The organism is Ligilactobacillus ruminis ATCC 27782 (assembly GCF_000224985.1).
GTDB lineage: Bacteria > Bacillota > Bacilli > Lactobacillales > Lactobacillaceae > Ligilactobacillus > Ligilactobacillus ruminis.
Map to the genome: position 1 here is coordinate 931462 of NC_015975.1, position 17007 is coordinate 948468.

General features: G+C 40.9%; 15 protein-coding genes and 1 pseudogene. All 16 read left to right on the plus strand.

All coding sequences use genetic code 11. From position 1 onward, the window contains the following. Position 1: 1 nt before the first annotated feature. The 16 genes and pseudogenes from LRC_RS04730 (at position 2) to LRC_RS04810 (ending at position 17002) form a co-directional block, all read left to right on the plus strand. On the plus strand, positions 2-2998 hold the full coding sequence (locus tag LRC_RS04730) for a type III restriction-modification system endonuclease (protein ID WP_014073375.1): 2997 nt from the start codon (positions 2-4) through the stop codon (positions 2996-2998). After that, positions 2982-4274: a hypothetical protein gene (locus LRC_RS04735; protein ID WP_014073376.1), complete on the plus strand. Its 1293-nt coding sequence runs from the start codon at positions 2982-2984 to the stop codon at positions 4272-4274. Before LRC_RS04730 ends, LRC_RS04735 begins: the two co-directional genes overlap by 17 nt. Continuing rightward, complete coding sequence (locus LRC_RS04740; RefSeq protein WP_014073377.1) at positions 4255-6138, plus strand: DEAD/DEAH box helicase; 1884 nt, start codon at positions 4255-4257, stop codon at positions 6136-6138. The genes LRC_RS04735 and LRC_RS04740 overlap by 20 nt, the downstream gene beginning before the upstream one ends. Positions 6139-6392: 254 nt before the next feature. Then, on the plus strand, positions 6393-7865 hold the full coding sequence (locus LRC_RS04745; RefSeq protein ID WP_014073378.1) for a hypothetical protein: 1473 nt from the start codon (positions 6393-6395) through the stop codon (positions 7863-7865). 190 nt (positions 7866-8055) lie between these two features. Beyond that, positions 8056-8489, plus strand: a pseudogene (gene tnpA / locus LRC_RS04750) (IS200/IS605 family transposase). After that, positions 8486-9667 carry an RNA-guided endonuclease TnpB family protein gene (locus LRC_RS04755; protein ID WP_014073380.1) on the plus strand — a complete coding sequence of 394 codons (1182 nt, stop codon included), beginning with the start codon at positions 8486-8488 and terminating at the stop codon, positions 9665-9667. Before tnpA ends, LRC_RS04755 begins: the two are co-directional and overlap by 4 nt. A 369-nt stretch (positions 9668-10036) precedes the next feature. Further along, a complete protein-coding gene (locus LRC_RS10245; RefSeq protein WP_225354933.1) occupies positions 10037-10357 on the plus strand; it encodes a helix-turn-helix domain-containing protein in 321 nt (106 codons plus the stop codon). A gap of 88 nt (positions 10358-10445) precedes the next feature. Beyond that, positions 10446-11015, plus strand: coding sequence for an NUMOD4 domain-containing protein (locus tag LRC_RS04765; protein ID WP_014073383.1), 570 nt, complete (start codon positions 10446-10448; stop codon positions 11013-11015). 376 nt (positions 11016-11391) lie between these two features. Further along, complete coding sequence (locus LRC_RS04775; RefSeq protein WP_014073385.1) at positions 11392-11583, plus strand: hypothetical protein; 192 nt, start codon at positions 11392-11394, stop codon at positions 11581-11583. Between the two features lie 141 nt (positions 11584-11724). Next, entirely contained in the window at positions 11725-12096 is a 372-nt protein-coding gene (locus LRC_RS04780; RefSeq protein ID WP_014073386.1) for a hypothetical protein, read from the plus strand. A 27-nt stretch (positions 12097-12123) separates the two neighbouring features. Further along, a complete protein-coding gene (locus LRC_RS04785; RefSeq protein WP_014073387.1) occupies positions 12124-13113 on the plus strand; it encodes a type II toxin-antitoxin system antitoxin SocA domain-containing protein in 990 nt (329 codons plus the stop codon). A 180-nt stretch (positions 13114-13293) separates the two neighbouring features. After that, positions 13294-13653 (plus strand): MmcQ/YjbR family DNA-binding protein, encoded by a 360-nt coding sequence (locus tag LRC_RS04790; RefSeq protein ID WP_014073388.1) that lies wholly within the window; start codon positions 13294-13296, stop codon positions 13651-13653. A gap of 73 nt (positions 13654-13726) precedes the next feature. Next, entirely contained in the window at positions 13727-14797 is a 1071-nt protein-coding gene (locus tag LRC_RS04795) for a hypothetical protein (protein WP_049780073.1), read from the plus strand. A 121-nt stretch (positions 14798-14918) separates the two neighbouring features. Beyond that, positions 14919-15680: an alpha/beta fold hydrolase gene (locus tag LRC_RS04800; protein ID WP_014073390.1), complete on the plus strand. Its 762-nt coding sequence runs from the start codon at positions 14919-14921 to the stop codon at positions 15678-15680. A gap of 14 nt (positions 15681-15694) precedes the next feature. Next, the gene (locus tag LRC_RS04805) at positions 15695-16015 is read left to right on the plus strand and encodes a metal-sulfur cluster assembly factor (RefSeq protein WP_003693995.1); all 321 of its coding nucleotides are present in this window, start codon (positions 15695-15697) and stop codon (positions 16013-16015) included. An 18-nt stretch (positions 16016-16033) separates the two neighbouring features. After that, on the plus strand, positions 16034-17002 hold the full coding sequence (locus tag LRC_RS04810) for an ABC transporter permease (protein ID WP_014073391.1): 969 nt from the start codon (positions 16034-16036) through the stop codon (positions 17000-17002). Positions 17003-17007: the final 5 nt, after the last annotated feature.

Here is a 17007-nt window from a genome sequence, read left to right on the forward strand (position 1 = left end):
TATGAAAATTCAACTAGAACGATTGCCTCATCAAGTGGCTGCGATTGATGCCATTAATCAGGCATTTAAAGGTGTCGATGTCAATACTAAAAATCCGGACGCTGGCTATATATATGCTAATCCGATTTTAAATTACGCCGGCAATGAAAAGTCCTACATCGATATTAAGATGGAAACCGGGACTGGGAAGACTTTCGTTTACACTCAAATGATGTATGAAATGCACAAACAAGGAATCTTTAAGTTTGTGATTGTTGTTCCCACTCCAAGCATTAAGGAAGGAACTAAGAATTTTATTACCAGTGATTATGCTCGGCAGTATTTCTTCGGGGTTCCAGGCTATGAAAATGTCAAAATTCAGTTAAATACCATTAATGCTGGTGATTTCAAGAATAAGAGAGGGAGGAGAAACTTTCCTGCACAATTGTCTGAATTTGTCGAAGCAACCAGGCAAAATGTTAATCAAATCCAAGTTCTTTTGATTAATTCAGGGATGCTTAGTAAGAATTCCGGAATGCACAAGAGTGACTATGATCAAACTCTGCTTGGCGGTGAAACAAATCCGATTAAGGCGATTGCAGCAACGAGACCCGTTATCATCATTGATGAACCGCACCGTTTTCCACGGAATAAGGTTACTTACAAGGCTATCGAAGAAATGAAACCGCAATTGATTGTTCGTTTCGGGGCTACTTTCCCGCAGACTATGACCGGAAAAGGAAAGAATAAACGGACGATTATCGATTACTACCGTGGCGAGCCTCAATTCACTTTGAATGCCATTGACAGCTTTAACCAAGGATTGGTCAAAGCTATTGATATCAATTATCCTGAGATTACCGAAGAAGAAGCGAGTCGTTTATACAAGGTTAAGAGTGTTAAGGCTAAGCAATTGGTCTTATCACGTAATGGCAAAGACTATCCTGTAAATGTAAATGAAAACCTGGCTGATGTAGATGAAGGTTTTGCCGGAGAAATTACCTATGCTGGGGGCAAGAAGCTTTCCAACGAACTTGAACTTCAACCTGATATGAAATTGATTCCGGGAACGTTCTCGCAAAACTATCAGGATGAAATTATTCAACAAGCAATTGATCGGCATTTTGAAGCTGAAGTGCGAAACTTCATGCGGTCGGAAAGCGGAGGCAATGCCCCTAAGATTAAAACTCTTTCGCTTTTCTTTATTGACAGCATCGCTAGTTTCCGCGGACCTGAACATACCAAGGGGTGGTTGGCTAAGCACTTTGAAAAAATGCTGACTAAAAAATTAAAGCAGCTTATCAAAAAATATGAAATGTCCATTGAGTCTCGGGAAAAGGAATACTGTGAATTTTTGCAGGCAACTTTACGTGATTTGAATGCAGAACACCAACAAGTTTATGCTGGCTATTTTAGCGAAGATCGTGGCAGTGGGGATGAAGCAATTCAAGCTGAAGTTGATGATATCCTGAAGAATAAGGAAAAATTATTGAGTTTCAAAGATAAAGACGGTAATTGGATTACCCGTCGCTTCTTATTTTCTAAGTGGACATTGCGTGAAGGCTGGGATAACCCTAACGTTTTTGTCATTGCCAAATTGCGGACTTCTGGATCAGAAATCAGCAAGATACAAGAAGTAGGTCGTGGTTTGCGGCTGCCGGTCGATGAGACCGGTCATCGGGTGCAACAAGACGAATTCGAGAGCCGCTTAGCCTTTCTGATTGGTTATGATGAACGTGACTTTGCTCAAACGTTGGTCAATCAGATTAATGAAGATGCACCAATTGAACTGAACCATGATGAATTGACGGATGCAATGATTAAGTTAATCGTTGAGGAACGCCAAAAGTCAGATAAGTCATTTGACAAAGATAAGTTGCTTAAAGATTTGGATGCCCATAACATCATTACTCGTTCCAATGAGTTTAAGTCGGATGTTGAGATAGACGGAAGTAAAATGTCAGGATATGAAGCTTTGATTTATTTTTATCCGGAAGTGGAACATCGGACTAAAGTCTCTTCTGAAAAGGTTAGAGATCATAAGAACCAGCCGACTACAAAAGTCAAGTTGCGTAAGTCTAACTGGAAGCAGTTGGAAGAATTATGGAAACAATTATCCAAACGACAAATGATTAAGTTTGATAATGATGTTAACGATTTGGCACAGACAGTTGCAGAAGAAATTTTCAAAGATAATGAAAATAAAATCTTTGTTCGTCAGCGGCCGCAGATGATTAAGCAAAAAGTTGTTACTAAGAATAATCAAGCTGTAATTCAGGAATCTCCAACTGATTATGAAAATAACTATTTAACGATGAAGTACGGATCATTTCTGAAAAAATTAGCAATGCAGACTGATTTGCCGGTCAACTTCTTACATCAGCAAATGATTGCAGCAATCAAACGTTTAAATGGCAATAAAGATTATATCAATGAAAGAACGCTAGATAATCTGGTTCGTGAATTTAACAAGCGTTTCAATGAACGAATCAAAAATTCGTATAGTTATGAACCGTTGAAATTTGCCGCTTCCACGTCAATTTATGATGCTAAAAAGAAGGAATTTGTTGACGAGATTTCTGCTAATGATTTGGGCTTTTACAGTGATGAGAGTGCAATTAACGATGACAAGTACCTGTACGACCGGCCTCCATTACGTTATGACAGTGCTAATCCAGAACTCAAAATTTTAAAACGTACTTACGACAATAAAATTGTTGCCTTCGGAAAGCTGCCTAAGCGAGCTGTTAAAATTCCGCGATATGACAATGGAACAACGACACCGGACTTCATCTTCAAGATTGAACGTGAACGCAAACCAATCTATTTGGTGATTGAAACCAAGGCAGCGAATATGCGCCTGGGTGATGAAACGATTAGGGTTATTCAGAAAACTTATTTTGATAAGCTTAAGGAAAGCGGTGTTTACTACCAAATGGCCACGAGTGAACAGGAAGTACATGACTTAATTAATAAGCTTGAAAATGGAGAAGGGGACACAAATGATATCACTGATTAAACTGGCTCAAGAAGGCAAAATTGAAACGACAGGTGCTAAACCTAAACTGCCGATTAAGGTTGACGGTGTAAGTTCAGAAACTTTGGATGTATACAAGATTCCTTTGAAATACCTGTATTACAATGACCAAAACGGACGGATTACGACTGGAATTGCTGAGTATGGGGAAGAAGTTCATCCAGCTTACGATAATGAAAATCCTGAATATAACGAAACTATAGCGAAGATCATTGAAAACGGCAGTGCTTCTGACTTAAAAAGAACTCAAAAATCGATTGAAGAATCCGGTCAGCAAGTATATGGCTGGGTTTTAGATGATGGACGTGTAATTGATGGTAATCGGCGTTTCACTGCTTTGCGCAATATTCAAAAGAAAACAGGTCAGACTATTTATTTTGAAGCTGTTTTATTGCCTTTTTCATATAAGAATAACAGTGAGCGTGTTAAGATTAAGCAGCTTGAATTAGCTTTACAGATGGGTATCGAAGAACGTGAAAGCTACGATCCGGTAGACCTTGCTATTGATATTTACCAAACTACAGGCGGAAAAAATCCAATTATGACTTTAGCAGATTATGGTAAAAATTCAGGGATGAGCAAAGCAAAGCTCCATGAATACTATCTTGGCGCAATGTATGTTAAGAAGTTTTTAGAGTTTATAGGAGCACCTGAAACCAGCTATAATATTGTCAAGGAAAGCAAGACGTGGACGCAATTTCAAGTTATGGGCAAAGTCTTAAACAATGAATTTGGCGATGATGATGAAGCACAAGTTAAGAAGAATGAAACAATGCAGTCTTACTTTGGAATTATCCTTCATCAAATGCATGTTGGAGTTACCGGCAATACGGCTAGAAATCAGGTTCGTGATTTTGGCAAGTATATTGTCAAATCATCCGGAAACAACGATTTCAACGATGAAGTGATTGACGTTGTTGATGATTTATCTTATGCAATTCAAGATGCTCATGTTAAAAATTACACGGAATTGAGCAAAGAACTTTCTAATGAAAACGACTTGATTAAAGAATTTGGAGAAAGTTACGATGCACATATGCGGGCTGCCAAAAATGGGGAGTCAGTTGATAAGTTCATTAAATCGGTCAAGGATATTGTCAAAGAGATAAGGACAATCAATGATAATAACGGTTTAACGGGCAGTTTGCGCTATAATGAGGTCTCTAATTCCCAACTTAAGGAATTGCAGTCATATATGCGTGATTTGAGTCTTATAAGCAAGGAGCTATTTGAAAAATATGGAAGTGAAGTTCGATAATCCAAAAATCATCAAAAATGAAGATGGATTTTTTCAGATGGTTGACGATAGCCGGAAAACTTTGCAGACTAAGTATGCTCAACGCGGCTTAAAGATATTTGAACCTTATTTCCTGGATTCAGCTCAAATGATATTTAAGCCTGAATTGACTTATGTTCAGTTGGTAAATCTGGTGGGTAAACTGAATCATAAGCTTGCAAGAAAAGGCTTGCTAGAGGTTGAAACTAGCGATGATTTTGATGAGTTTGTTGAAGAAAGACAATATTACATCAAAGAACAGAGTGAAGCAGGTTTGACGATCAAAGATAGCGATCCTCGATGGCAAAACGAATTTGACGAATTTAGACAAGCGGTAAGCAGAGAGATTAGTCGTCCTTTAAAAACGGAACAAGAAAAGGCAAGCTTCTTTTTGGCGACTATGAAACGGGCCGCTAACTTCTCCGTTCCTGGTGCAGGAAAGACAGCGATGATGTATGGAACCTTTGCTTATCTATCAAGTCTGGAACAGGATAAAGTTGATAAACTGTTGGTCATTTCACCATTGAACGCTTTTGAGGCTTGGAGGACTGAGTTTGAAAAGGTCTTTGGTTCTAAGCGTCAATTGCACTATATGAATTTACGGGATAACAAGTATAATAATGATCCTGGTTCTATTAAGCATGATTGGGTACGATCAGACGTGATAACAATCAACTATGAAGCATTGAAGAGCAAAATTTCAGTCTTAAATGATTTGATTGACAGCAAGACCATGTTAGTATTTGATGAAGTTCATCGAATTAAAGGTATTGGCGGTCAAAGGGCAGGGGCGGCACTGGAATTAAGTCAAGCACCGCGTTATCGCTATGTTTTGACTGGAACTCCAATTCCGAATGGCTTTCGGGACATTTATAATTTTTTGCATTTGATGTATCCGGACGAATACTCGACTTTCTTTGCTTGGGATTTAAATGAGTTGAATAGTATCGATCCAGAGGATGTTAACCGCAAGCTGGCACCGTTCTTTTGGAGAACCAATAAAGAAGACCTCCATGTGCCAAAACCTGATCCGGATAATATTATTAAAGTTGAACCATCAGAAAAACAAGAAATTTTGGCTGACGCTATCTATGAAAATGAAAATGGTGCTCTAGCATTGTTTATTCGTTTGTTGCAGGCATCTACTAATCCGGAATTGTTGAAGTACAATATCAACTATCGAGAATTAGGTTTGATTGACGGTGATTCATATACATGGAGCCAAGACGAAGCTAAGATTAAAAAAGCAAATCAAAGTGATGTCAAAGCATATGAGAACTTTTCTTTAGAAGATATTGAAACGCCTAAATTCGATTACGGGATAAATCTGATTACTGACTTGGTTGCGGAAGGCAAGAAGGTTTTAGTCTGGGGAATGTTTGTCGGGACGATGCAAAAAATTAAGCGATGCCTTGAGGAAAAAGGATTAAAGACAATTCTTGTATATGGAGAAACACCTAAGAAAAATCGCGAAGGATTGATTAATGAATTTCGTGATGGTTCTGCTCAAGTATTAATCTCAAATCCAAACACATTGGGTGAATCAATTTCCCTTCACCAAACCGTGCATGATGCTGTTTATTTTGAATACAACTTCAATTTGACTTTTATGCTGCAATCTCGTGATAGGATTAATCGTTTAGGGTTACCCGATAATCAGTACACAAGGTACCACTATTTGATGACGGAAGGTGATTCTGCTCATCAAGGATTCATCGATGAAAAGGTTTATCGTCGGTTAAAGGAAAAGGAACAAGTAATGATGGATGCTATTGAAGGACCGATGCTTGTTCCCGAATATGAAGATGACTATCTTGAGGAAGTTAAGAAAATCGTGTTAGGATAGGATTTTCAAGATTAGTAACGGTTTTTAGATTCCTGGAAATTTTTCCAAGACATAGCATCATCGTGTCACCAGATTTTTCACAAATCGCCCAAAAGCCCGGAAGCCACGTTGCTTCCGGGCTAAGTGCGTTTCATGGAGCGTTATGGAAGAATTTACAAGAAAAAGCGATTTTCAAGCGCATAATGTGTCATAATAATAACCAAAACAGCCTTTTGCTCTGCATTTATCCCCAAAAACGATCGAGGTGAAACATAATGGCAACAAACAAAGAGATCCAAGCCTTTGCAATCAAATACTATAATCTTTACATGAATCCGCAGGCGACGTTTGGCGAAGCAACGGAAACGTTTGCTGACGAGTGTCTCACCCTGGGGTTTGAGGTAATGAAATATGGTGAAGGATTGGAGCGCGAATATCCTGATGAGAACGTGTGGGATGCTGAAGGGTTTGACGAAATCAGCGATGACATAACAGACGTTCATCTGCTTGGTTCCGCCATTTTTTCAAAGTGGACGGCTGTGGAACAAGATGATTTTTACGAACTGAATTTCAGAACGTGGTTTATCATAGCATTTGCGCGGCTTGCGACAATAACTGACGAGCAGCAGACAAATCCGTTTGTTCTGACGGGAAAGCTGAAACGGTTCAAACTGGTTTCGGGAGATTTGAACAAGGAATCGGGTCAAACAGACGATGAAGACGCAATGCAGGTTCTGACCGTTTCTTCTGACGGGGGAATATGGCTGAAACGCTATAAGTCCATCGGAAATGCAGAGATTCCATGGGCTGTTGAAAAGATAGCGACAGATCAAGAAACGTTGGAAAGCATCATGCAGGCTTTTTCGAGTTCATTCAAGGATTATGATGTTTCACTTGCATTTCATGTTAAAGTCTGGCAGCTTGAACTTGTCGATACGGAAGACAGGATTGTCAAGATAAGCGGTCTGATGTTCGGAAAATCAACTTTCAGATCACTGTCTGAGTTTATGCGCGAAAAGCTCGGAAGAAACGACCTGCTTTTATTTGACGGAAATTATGATCCGATTGATCGCATCGAGGCAAAATATGACAGAAACACCAAAATCATGATGAAAGATCGAGAAGATGATTATGTGATCTGGGATTATCACGAAAAGCTCGTGGTTGATCGCGAGTCGGAAACGATCGAATATTTCCGCCAGATCGCAGAGGAGTGCGATGTTTGTCATAAATATCACGTGTCAGGGGGCGTGTCGCAGCTGCTTGACAATCTCGATGCTGACGTCTTTTCAAAAAAAGAAGGCAATCCGACTGACGTTTATGTCGATTCGCTTGAATCAAGGTACTACCAGATTGACATCAGGACAAGACGCGGAAAATGTCGAAAAATCACCGGAACGTTTGACAAAAAGGACCTTCCGATGAATTGGAGCGAGTTTATAGAAAGTTTGTTGGAATTTGTTTCATTTTACGGAACGGGCGAAATGTTGGACGAAAGAAAATACGGGAAAATCAGACGTCGGCGCAATGAACTGATTTTTTGCAGCGTCACGTTTGGAGAATACGGTAATCAGTACTGGTACCTTGCAGATGAAGACATTTTTGAGCCGGGCGATTTTGTCATTGTTCCGGTCGGAGAGGACAGGCATGAAGAGATTGCCAGAATCGAATCGATTGAGTATCATGTCAAAGAAGAAGCACCGTACCCGTTTGATAAGATCAAGCATATTCTGAGAAAATTCGATTGAAAGACTGATGAAGGGCTTTTGTGATAAAAAAGACAAGAAATTTAGAACGATCAATCAGATTCTCGCTGTGCTTTGACGCGGTGAGAATTTTTTTGAAAGCGTGCAAGGAAACACGTTCTTTTAAGGACGTGATGAATTGCCTGTTTTTTTGTCCTTATGACACACGAACATATGTGCTATAATAATTGATATAAAGGATATAAACAGACTTACGTATGGTAAAACATCGGTTTACAATCTTAATTATCATCTCATTTGGGGAATTAAGTATCGCAATAAAGTGCTGAAAGGACACGTCGAAACAGTGAAGCGAACCTTATATGAAATTGCTTCAAAATACGGCTTTACGATGGCTCACATGGAGATTGGAAAAGATGACCACATTCACTTATTGGTGAGCGCACTGCCTGAATTGTCGGTAACGAATATTATGCGCTGGCTGAAGGAAATTTCGGCGCGGCAATTGTTCAGAGAATGTCGGAATTGCAAACCAGTCACCGGAAGAAGCAGGATCGTCATCTGTGGTCACCGAGTTACTATGTTGAAAGCATCGGCACAGTCAATGAACAGGCTGTTGCCAGGTATATTGATGACCAGCGTCGAAAAGTGGTGAACTTGAAATGAACAAAGTCATTAAGGGGATTAAGCTGCGATTGTACCCCAATCAATCCCAGCGGGAACAGTTATGGCAAATGTTCGGCAACGACCGTTTTGTCTGGAATCAGATGCTGGGAATGGCTAAGGAACGCTATCAGAACAATCCAAACAGTCTTTTCGTCAATGAGTATGGCATGAACTATCTTCTGAAACAGCTCAAGTGCGAGTATGCTTTTCTCAGGGAAAGTGATTCCACCAGTTTCCTGGTGGTGAACCACAATCTCGCTCAGGCGTTCAAAATGCTGTTCAGGCATCGGGGCGGTTATCCGCATTTCAAGAACCGGCACTCCTTACGCCAGTCCTATACAGGACGTTCGACCTGTAAGGTGCTCGCCCGGCGAAGAATGCAATTGCCCAAACTGGGCGGCATTCGTACAAGCAAAACTGGTCTTGTCGGTGATGCTAAAATCAAGCGTTACACCGTCAGCTATGAACCGACAGGTCGTTACTATCTGTCATTGCAGGTTGAAACTGAGGTTAATCAGCTGCCTGAGATGCATCAGTCGGTAGGTCTGGACATGGGCCTCGCCGATCTGGTGATTAGTTCTGACGGTGTCAAGTACGGTACCTTTAACGCAGAATGGCTGGAAAAACAAGCCGTTAGGTGGCAACGTAAGTATGCCAGACGTCGTTACCTTGCTCAATGCCAGGTGTGGAAGTGGAATCATAACCGCTTTGATCATCTGGAAGAGCTTGATGATTATTCCAACTGGCAGCGTGCAAGGGTCAATAAAGCCCGCTGCCAGAAACGGATTGCCAATAAGCGCAGAGACTACCTTCATAAGCTGACAACTGACTTGATCAGGAACTATGACGTGATTGTAATCGAAGATTTGAAAACCAAGAATCTGCAGAAGAATCACCACCTGGCCAGGTCAATTGCCAATGCCAGCTGGTATCAATTCCGCGCAATGCTGGAATACAAGTGCGCCTGGTACGGCAGACAATTAGTTGTAGTGAAGCCTGACTACACCAGTCAGACCTGTTCGAACTGTGGCTTTAACAGCGGAAAAAAACCGCTGGAAGTCCGCGAATGGACGTGCCCGAAGTGCGGCATTCACCACGACCGGGATGTTAATGCGGCAGTTAACATCCTGCACAAAGGGTTAAAAGCCATTGGCCAGGGACTGGCCTTGGTAAAATAACGGAGTTCTGTAAGTCAGGTGGCTGGAATACCAGCGCAACATCCTGAATACTACTTTGTGTTCCCAGAAGCTCGGTCATTTATGGCCGAGTAGTTCACGTGCTGCAATGACTCTCAAGCGAAGAGGTCGATGATGGTTGCCAAACGCTTATGAAAAAACGCAGTACTGGATGAAGGCTCGACTTGTACCAATCATGGTCTTTGCTGCAATCGTGACTTTCTTTGATATCCGGTTCAAGGCATGCAGCAATGAGAGCAATCAGTGCAAATATTGATAAAAACTAGTTTTTGGTATATAATATATATCGTAAATCAGATTCTTTTCGGTCTGTTGTTTTTGTGCTTGTTCCGAAAAGACCTCGATAGGATCTTGAAGAAAGAATCTGTTGCTCAGCTCAAGACTGAGCTCTGCGAAGACGACGTTGCGGAAATGCGACGATTGCAAAATCAATATCTTAAAAAAGAAGGGTTGGTGTTTATCATCGAATTACGATTAAAAGAATTAAGGCTTAAAAATCTTTACACCATTAAAGAAATCGCAGGCGTATTGGGATGTACGGCGTCTCTCGTGAGCCGATACGAAAACGGTTCACGCATGCCAAGGGCCGATTACCTTGTAAAACTTGCGGATTTTTACGATGTTTCAGTGGATTATCTTTTAGGGCTTACCGAAGACAAAGAACGCCATTGATTAAAAGCAAAAATTACTCTGATCGGAGCAGTTGAAACGTTGCGTCTTGCACGATTTGGATGAAAGCGCGCGGAAAGGATTGTCAGAAATGTCAAAGCAAGAATGGCGAACGATTGAAGAATATGAAGGAATTTATGAAATCTCAAATGACGGTCGAATAAGAAGCATCAGAAGACTGGTCAACGGTGTTCCTCGAGGCGGGGAAGAGTTAAAGGTTTCCAAAATGAAAAGCGGAATATATTGCATCAGGCTTAAAGGACTTGACGGAAAATTGCATTTTGAACTGATTACGCGATTGGTTGCAAAAGCGTTCATAAAAAATCGTTATCCGGATAAGGCTAAGTTTGTCACATACATCGACGATTCGCTTTCAGTTGAAGAAGGACTCAACAGTGCGGACAACCTCGCATGGGTATCGTTCAGGGCAAGATCTATCGAAAAGAGCAAGGTCCCGATATCAGCATTCGACCCCAAAGAAGGCATTCAGGAAAAGTTTGCAAATGTTGAAGACGCCAAAGAGAAATTGAAGCTTCCGGCCGTCAGAGACATCTGTGAGTGCCTTGCTCATCGGCGAGATGAAGCATACGGATATTCATGGACTTTTTTGAAAAAAGGGCCAAAGGATGTTTACGTTTTTTCAGAATTAAAAGAGGTTTGACTTTCAGCAAACATGGATATGCCAAAACCTTAGAACAAAATTTTTTTATTGCGACAGTCTCTTTTTTCTGGTCAGAACTGGCAACATAATTTGTCGTAGAGGCGCTTTTTTGAACGTAATGCCAAATTCAGAGCGGGGCGTCAATTTGCTTCCCGTCCTTCTTCTCCGTTTGTTTCATGCAAAAAGACTCGTTCCCGAAAAAATGAAGGGAACGGGTTATTTTTTTCTGTGATGAAATTCTCATTTTGAGCAGCTTTTTGTTCTTCGAGATCGTCGTTCAACGGATCTGATTTGCGTTTGCGAGAACAGCGTAAGAGTATTTAGACGAAACGAATGCGATTAAAAAAGGAACGAAGGAGGAAAAAATGAACGCACGATGACGTTCAGATACGTTCCAAGCAAACAGCAGGTGCAGAACATGAGCGGAAATTTTGCTTATGAAATGACGGCAAAAGAGAACTTTAAAGTAAGAATTTCAGAAGTTCAAGCCGACAATCGCCCGAATGGCGAAGGAGAGTCGGAAAGATACGTGTACGACGTGAAAACAGGACAAGCAACGAAAGCATGATAAATCAGATTCTCACTGCAATTTGGCGTCCTTTTATTCTAAAAAGTAGATGATTTAATATTGAAAAAATACCATCATTCAATATAATAATATTTAGAAAGGCATATGTATTTGGAGGAAATACAGTGAATGTAAAATTGCATGATATTTGACGCATATTTGTGCAAGGTAAAGGATGCAATCAAAAAAGACAACTATCAAATTGCTAACAACTCTCGACGCAAAGATAACAAAAAACTTTTTTGGGACTATATAATTGATGAAAAGATGGCAAAGGAAATTTTGCTTGAGTTGACGGCATATGACTTTTCAGAAATATTGCAAAATGAGCACAGAGGGTATAAAAATGAATTTCTGTATGTTTTCGGGAAAGATGTAAGACTTTTGGAAAGGTTTGGCAGCGATGAAAAGTTGGTACATTTATATATAAAATTCAACAGGCTGGACGATGGCTATGTGGTTGTTATATCGTTACATGAACAGAAATATCCGATTAGTTATTATTTCAAATAGTAGTTCTTTAATTAGGAGGATGTTACGATGAGAAAGAAAGTTTTTTGCATAGAATGCCGAAAAGAAACAGATTACGCCTTGCAAAAAAAGAGTGTCGCAAAAACAGTCAAAGGGATTGAGTACTTGTTTAATATCACGGTTGCGATATGCAATGAATGCGGTGAAGAAATGAGCATTCCGGGCTTGATTGATAGGAATATTAAGGAAGTTGACGAACAGTACAGGGCTTATGAGGGAATAGTTTCCATCGATGATGTCAAAAAGTTGATGGATGTTTATCAAATCGGAAAGGATCCGTTGTCGCTTGCGCTTGGCTTTGGCCAGGTAACCATCGCAAGGTATCTTTTAGGACAGGTCCCTTCAAAAGAATATTCGAATGTTATCAAATCAGCCTTGTCTTCCCCAAAGTTTATGATAAAAAAACTTAGTGAAAACAAAGAAAAAATTTCTGCTACAGCATATAAAAAAGCAATGAATTCGGCTTTGCAATTGGAAAATCTCTTCTCTGTTTCTGATAAGATGCTAAGGGTTATTTCGCGCATATTCAATCAGCTTGAAGAAGTTACGCCTCTTATGTTGCAAAAGCTATTGTATTTAATTCAAGGAGAGTCATATTCCGTAAACGGAAAACCGATGTTTGTAGAAGATTGCCAAGCATGGGTTCACGGACCGGTGTATCCTGAAGTGTATGAAATGTTCAGGGATTTTAAATATAATCCTATTGACGATGCTCGTTTTGCGATTTTTGAAGGCGCAGATGATAAGCTTTCCGAATGCGATCGACAGATCATCGATTTGGCTTTGGACGTTTTTGGCGAATACGGCGGTAAAGTTTTGGAAAAAATAACACATCAGCAGACACCATGGAAACTTGCCAGAAAAGGGTATGCGGATGATATTCGTTCCAATGAAATCATCACTAAGGAAAGTATAAAAAATTATTATATCGAAAAAAATGCAGAGTATGATTTTTCTTCAGAGGAGGGAATAAAAAAGTATCTCAGCGATATTTTGTAAATGTTGCTTGGAGTTAAAAATTTGCCGCTCGTTTTGATTTGAACGAGCGGTTTTTTAAACGTTAATCGAACGTGCATTCGTAATGTTTGTGTGATATAATTATCGAAAATCATATTTTGGAAAATTTAAAACGGGCAGTCTGATTTCGGTGAAAAAATTCGTTTAAGAGGAGGGATTTTGGTGAACAGGGATGATTTTGAAAAGTTCGTCATCCAAAACTACGATGCAAGTTTTGATTATCCATGGAAGAAATCGCCTAGAAACGAGGTCTTCAGGCATAAGGATAGCAAAAAATGGTTTGCGTTGGTGATGAACGTTCAAAAAAAGTGGTTAGGTTCAGACGAAGACGGGATGGTTGACGTTGTCAATCTCAAATGTGACAAGGAACTCGTCGGTTCTTTACAAAAAGAGCACGGTATTTTCAAGGCATACCACATGAACAAGGAAAATTGGGTTACGGTTGATCTTGACGGCGGGGTTTCAGACGAAAAACTCAAATCTTTGGTCAGGATGAGTTATGATCTTACTTCAGGAAAGTAAACCGTTTTTGAAAAAGTGACAGGAAATTCAGGGAAAGGTGCGTCAGAGCACTGCATTTTTAGGGGGAATCAGAATGGAAAATGATTTTGAAACGCATCGTCCGCTTGAAGGCAAAATCAAGAAAGTCACGCTTTATTCGAGAAAGAAGAGAAGCACGATTTTTGAGCAGATTTTGGAATTGAATGATGAAAAGGCAACGATCGAAATCGTCAATCACAATCCGCCCGGCATGGGGGACGAGTATCTTTTTCCGAATCCTGCTTTTGACGGGGTCATGGGAGATTTGAAAGACGTTTACGAAACGTTTTTTGAAAAATCAGGTCGTGACGACTGGAAGCTCGTTTTCGTAAATGAAGCAGGGGAAGAGTTCGAAACGCACGGGGCACTGCAAAAAAGCGGACGACTCTCGTCCATCTCTGATATGATTCGCTCCATGTTCAAGCGAGATGATCTGCTGGTGTTTGACGGAAATCCCGACAAAGTCGACAGAATCGAGCTTTTGTTCAACCGGTGCCTGAATTTTTCAGACGAAGAAATCGTCGATTCAAGCGAAAGAATCGTGATTGATCGCGCATCCGAGTCAATCGTCGTGCAGAGAAATACGTTTGATCGTTTAAAGGTGAGAAGCAACGTGCAGCTTGCTGGCATCGTATCTAATTTTTTGGATGATGTTTCAGTGAATGCTTTTTCAAGGGTTGAAGGCAATCCCGCTGACGTTTGCGAAAATCCTGCCGGAGAGCAAAATTATCTGATCAGACTTGAAACAAAATTCGGCAGAAAAAAAGAGGTCAAGGGCAGTTTTGACAAGCGCGGTCTGCCCGTCGATTGGCCGAAGTTTGCTGAAAAATTGAATTATCTGCTTTATTATTACGGAGTCGCCGGCGAAATTCTCAACCCGTTCAACTATGAGAAGGTGCTGCGCTGCAAGGACGAGCTGATTTTTTGCAACGTCTGTTTTGATGACAGCGGCTCGGCAATCGTGTGCCTTGCAGATGAGGATCAATACGAATTCGGTGATTGCGTTTATGTCGAAGGAATTGATGAAATCGGACAGATCGAGTCCGTCGAATACCATAAAAAAGAAGATGCACCCGTATCCTTGCGGAAAATCAGACATATTCTCGGCAAATGCGATGATTTTTGAGAAAGCATACCTTGTTACTTTAACTAACGTTTATGAATCATTAAATTTCGATTTCGGTAAAAGGCGAAATATGCCATAATAGTGTATAATTAGAACAGATATTTCGGATGGGGGTTTTCTGATGATTGAAGTTGCATGCAAACATGCGGGAGAGTATCCAGTTTTGGAGCTTAATGACAGCAATTTGCGAGATGAATCGCTGCCGCTCGCATTCTTTTACCATGGTTGGGAAGGCTGCAAAGAAAAAGTTTTGACGCAAGGCTATGAAATAGCCAAACGCGGTTTCAGAGTGATTATGCCTGATGCTCAATACCACGGAGAACGTATGGTTGGTGGCCCTGCTAAAACGCATTTTCTGGAATTTTGGCAGATTATTGCTGATTCGGTTGCTGAATTTCCAAAGATTGTCGATTACTATGAAGAAACGACCGGGATCAAAGATGATTTTGTCGGTGTCAGCGGCCTTTCAATGGGAGGCATCACGACATGCGCATTAATGGCTTCTTATGATTGGATTTCTTCTGCAGTTTGCCTGATGGGCTCCCCGTGTCCTGTTGAATTTGCGAAAAAACTGATTGCTTCGATGCCGGAGGTCAAAAACGTTCCGCAGCAATACGTTGATTCGCAGCTTCAGGCTTTGCGCGCGATTGATTTGTCGCTTGCGCCTGAAAAGATTGCCGCACGCCCGTTCCATTTTTGGCACGGAACGGCCGATCAGATAGTACCGTATAAGCCGACAAAGGCTTTTTACGATCGGATCAAGGATGAAGATTACGCTCAAAAGACGACTTTTACGACGACGGAAAAGGCCGTGCACAAGGTCTCATATGAAACGACGGTTGAGATGGCTGAAAAATTTGCTGAATATTACGAAAACAGATAAGCGAGGTAGATCAAATGTCAGAACGTACGAATGAACAAATCAAGGAAGAAATTTTGGATCGATTGGAAATGGTGACCGACCCGGAGCTTGGCGTCGACATCGTAAACTTGGGCCTTGTATATGCGATAGATCTTACTGAAGACGGAATATGCGTCGTTTCCATGACTTTGACTACGATGGGGTGTCCTTTGACCGATCTTTTAGCCGATCTTGTGACGAATGCTTTAGGAGACGTTGAAGAAATTAAAAAAGTCGATGTCAAGTTCATTTGGGAACCGGCCTGGACGACGGACCGCATGACGAGTTATGCCAAAATGGCATTGGGCATCCACTAACGGAAGGATTGGCAGATTTTGTTTAAAAAGCGCATCTACGTATTTTTCTATATCTTTTTAGTCGCGTTTTTTTCGGTTTATCTGTGTTTTAAGATTCAGGAACGAGACATGATCATTCGGCTTAATAATCATAATCTTTCACCGAACACGTATCGCGTGACGCTGAAGCAGAACGTGACCTTGTATGATCTTAACCAGAAAATCGGAAAAACTGATTTGTTGAACAACGTTCAGGTTCATTACCAGGATTGTGAAAACAAGCACGTGACCTATTTTTACGGCAAGGGCAGCTTCACCGCTCCACCGATGCTTTCAGGGCACTTTTTTTCGGACAGCGACTTTGAATCAAACGTAGCGACGGTGGTTGTAGGTAAAAATTGGCAAAACAAGCTGTATCGTCCAAAAGACCAGGCTTATTTGAAGTGGAACGATAAATATGTTTCCGTAATCGGCATTATGGGCGACAACTATAATTCTGAGCTCGATAACCAGGTGTTCATTTCTCTTTCGACTGCTCAGCTTCAAGATGCATATTCGAATAATTATCGCATCCTGCTCGACAGCTCGCAAGACTTGAAACCAAGCGAGATCAAGACGGCCCTTGATGCCAATTCAGTCAAGCGTCAGGTCACAAATCACTTTATCGTCTCTGATGAATCGTGGATTGCTTCGCACTGGGCACAAGCCTTAGGGATTGTTTTGGTCATCGTTTTGATGATCGGCGAAATCGTCTTTTGGATTATTTCTTCCAAGCGAAACTATGATGAAACGATGTTTTTAAAGTTTGACGTTCCTCGTTTTATTTTTGCCGAATGGAGAGCATTCAGCGTCTGCATTGCGCTCGGATTGATTTTGGGCGGTCTTGCCGGAACGCTCTTCTACAATCTTAATTCTTATGTTTTGGTGCTTTGCTTCCTGGGCGGACTCTTTGTCTGCTCAAGCGGCCTGTTTTACTGGATGTTGAAGCGCCAGATGAAAAAAGACTAGAAGAG

Coding starts and splice junctions, on each gene's coding strand:
- LRC_RS04730 (WP_014073375.1), top strand. CDS start 2: ATGAAAATTCAACTAGAACGATTGCCTCATCAAGTGGCTGCGATTGAT.
- LRC_RS04735 (WP_014073376.1), top strand. CDS start 2,982: ATGATATCACTGATTAAACTGGCTCAAGAAGGCAAAATTGAAACGACA.
- LRC_RS04740 (WP_014073377.1), top strand. CDS start 4,255: ATGGAAGTGAAGTTCGATAATCCAAAAATCATCAAAAATGAAGATGGA.
- LRC_RS04745 (WP_014073378.1), top strand. CDS start 6,393: ATGGCAACAAACAAAGAGATCCAAGCCTTTGCAATCAAATACTATAAT.
- LRC_RS04755 (WP_014073380.1), top strand. CDS start 8,486: ATGAACAAAGTCATTAAGGGGATTAAGCTGCGATTGTACCCCAATCAA.
- LRC_RS04765 (WP_014073383.1), top strand. CDS start 10,446: ATGTCAAAGCAAGAATGGCGAACGATTGAAGAATATGAAGGAATTTAT.
- LRC_RS04775 (WP_014073385.1), top strand. CDS start 11,392: ATGACGTTCAGATACGTTCCAAGCAAACAGCAGGTGCAGAACATGAGC.
- LRC_RS04780 (WP_014073386.1), top strand. CDS start 11,725: ATGATATTTGACGCATATTTGTGCAAGGTAAAGGATGCAATCAAAAAA.
- LRC_RS04785 (WP_014073387.1), top strand. CDS start 12,124: ATGAGAAAGAAAGTTTTTTGCATAGAATGCCGAAAAGAAACAGATTAC.
- LRC_RS04795 (WP_049780073.1), top strand. CDS start 13,727: ATGGAAAATGATTTTGAAACGCATCGTCCGCTTGAAGGCAAAATCAAG.
- LRC_RS04800 (WP_014073390.1), top strand. CDS start 14,919: ATGATTGAAGTTGCATGCAAACATGCGGGAGAGTATCCAGTTTTGGAG.
- LRC_RS04805 (WP_003693995.1), top strand. CDS start 15,695: ATGTCAGAACGTACGAATGAACAAATCAAGGAAGAAATTTTGGATCGA.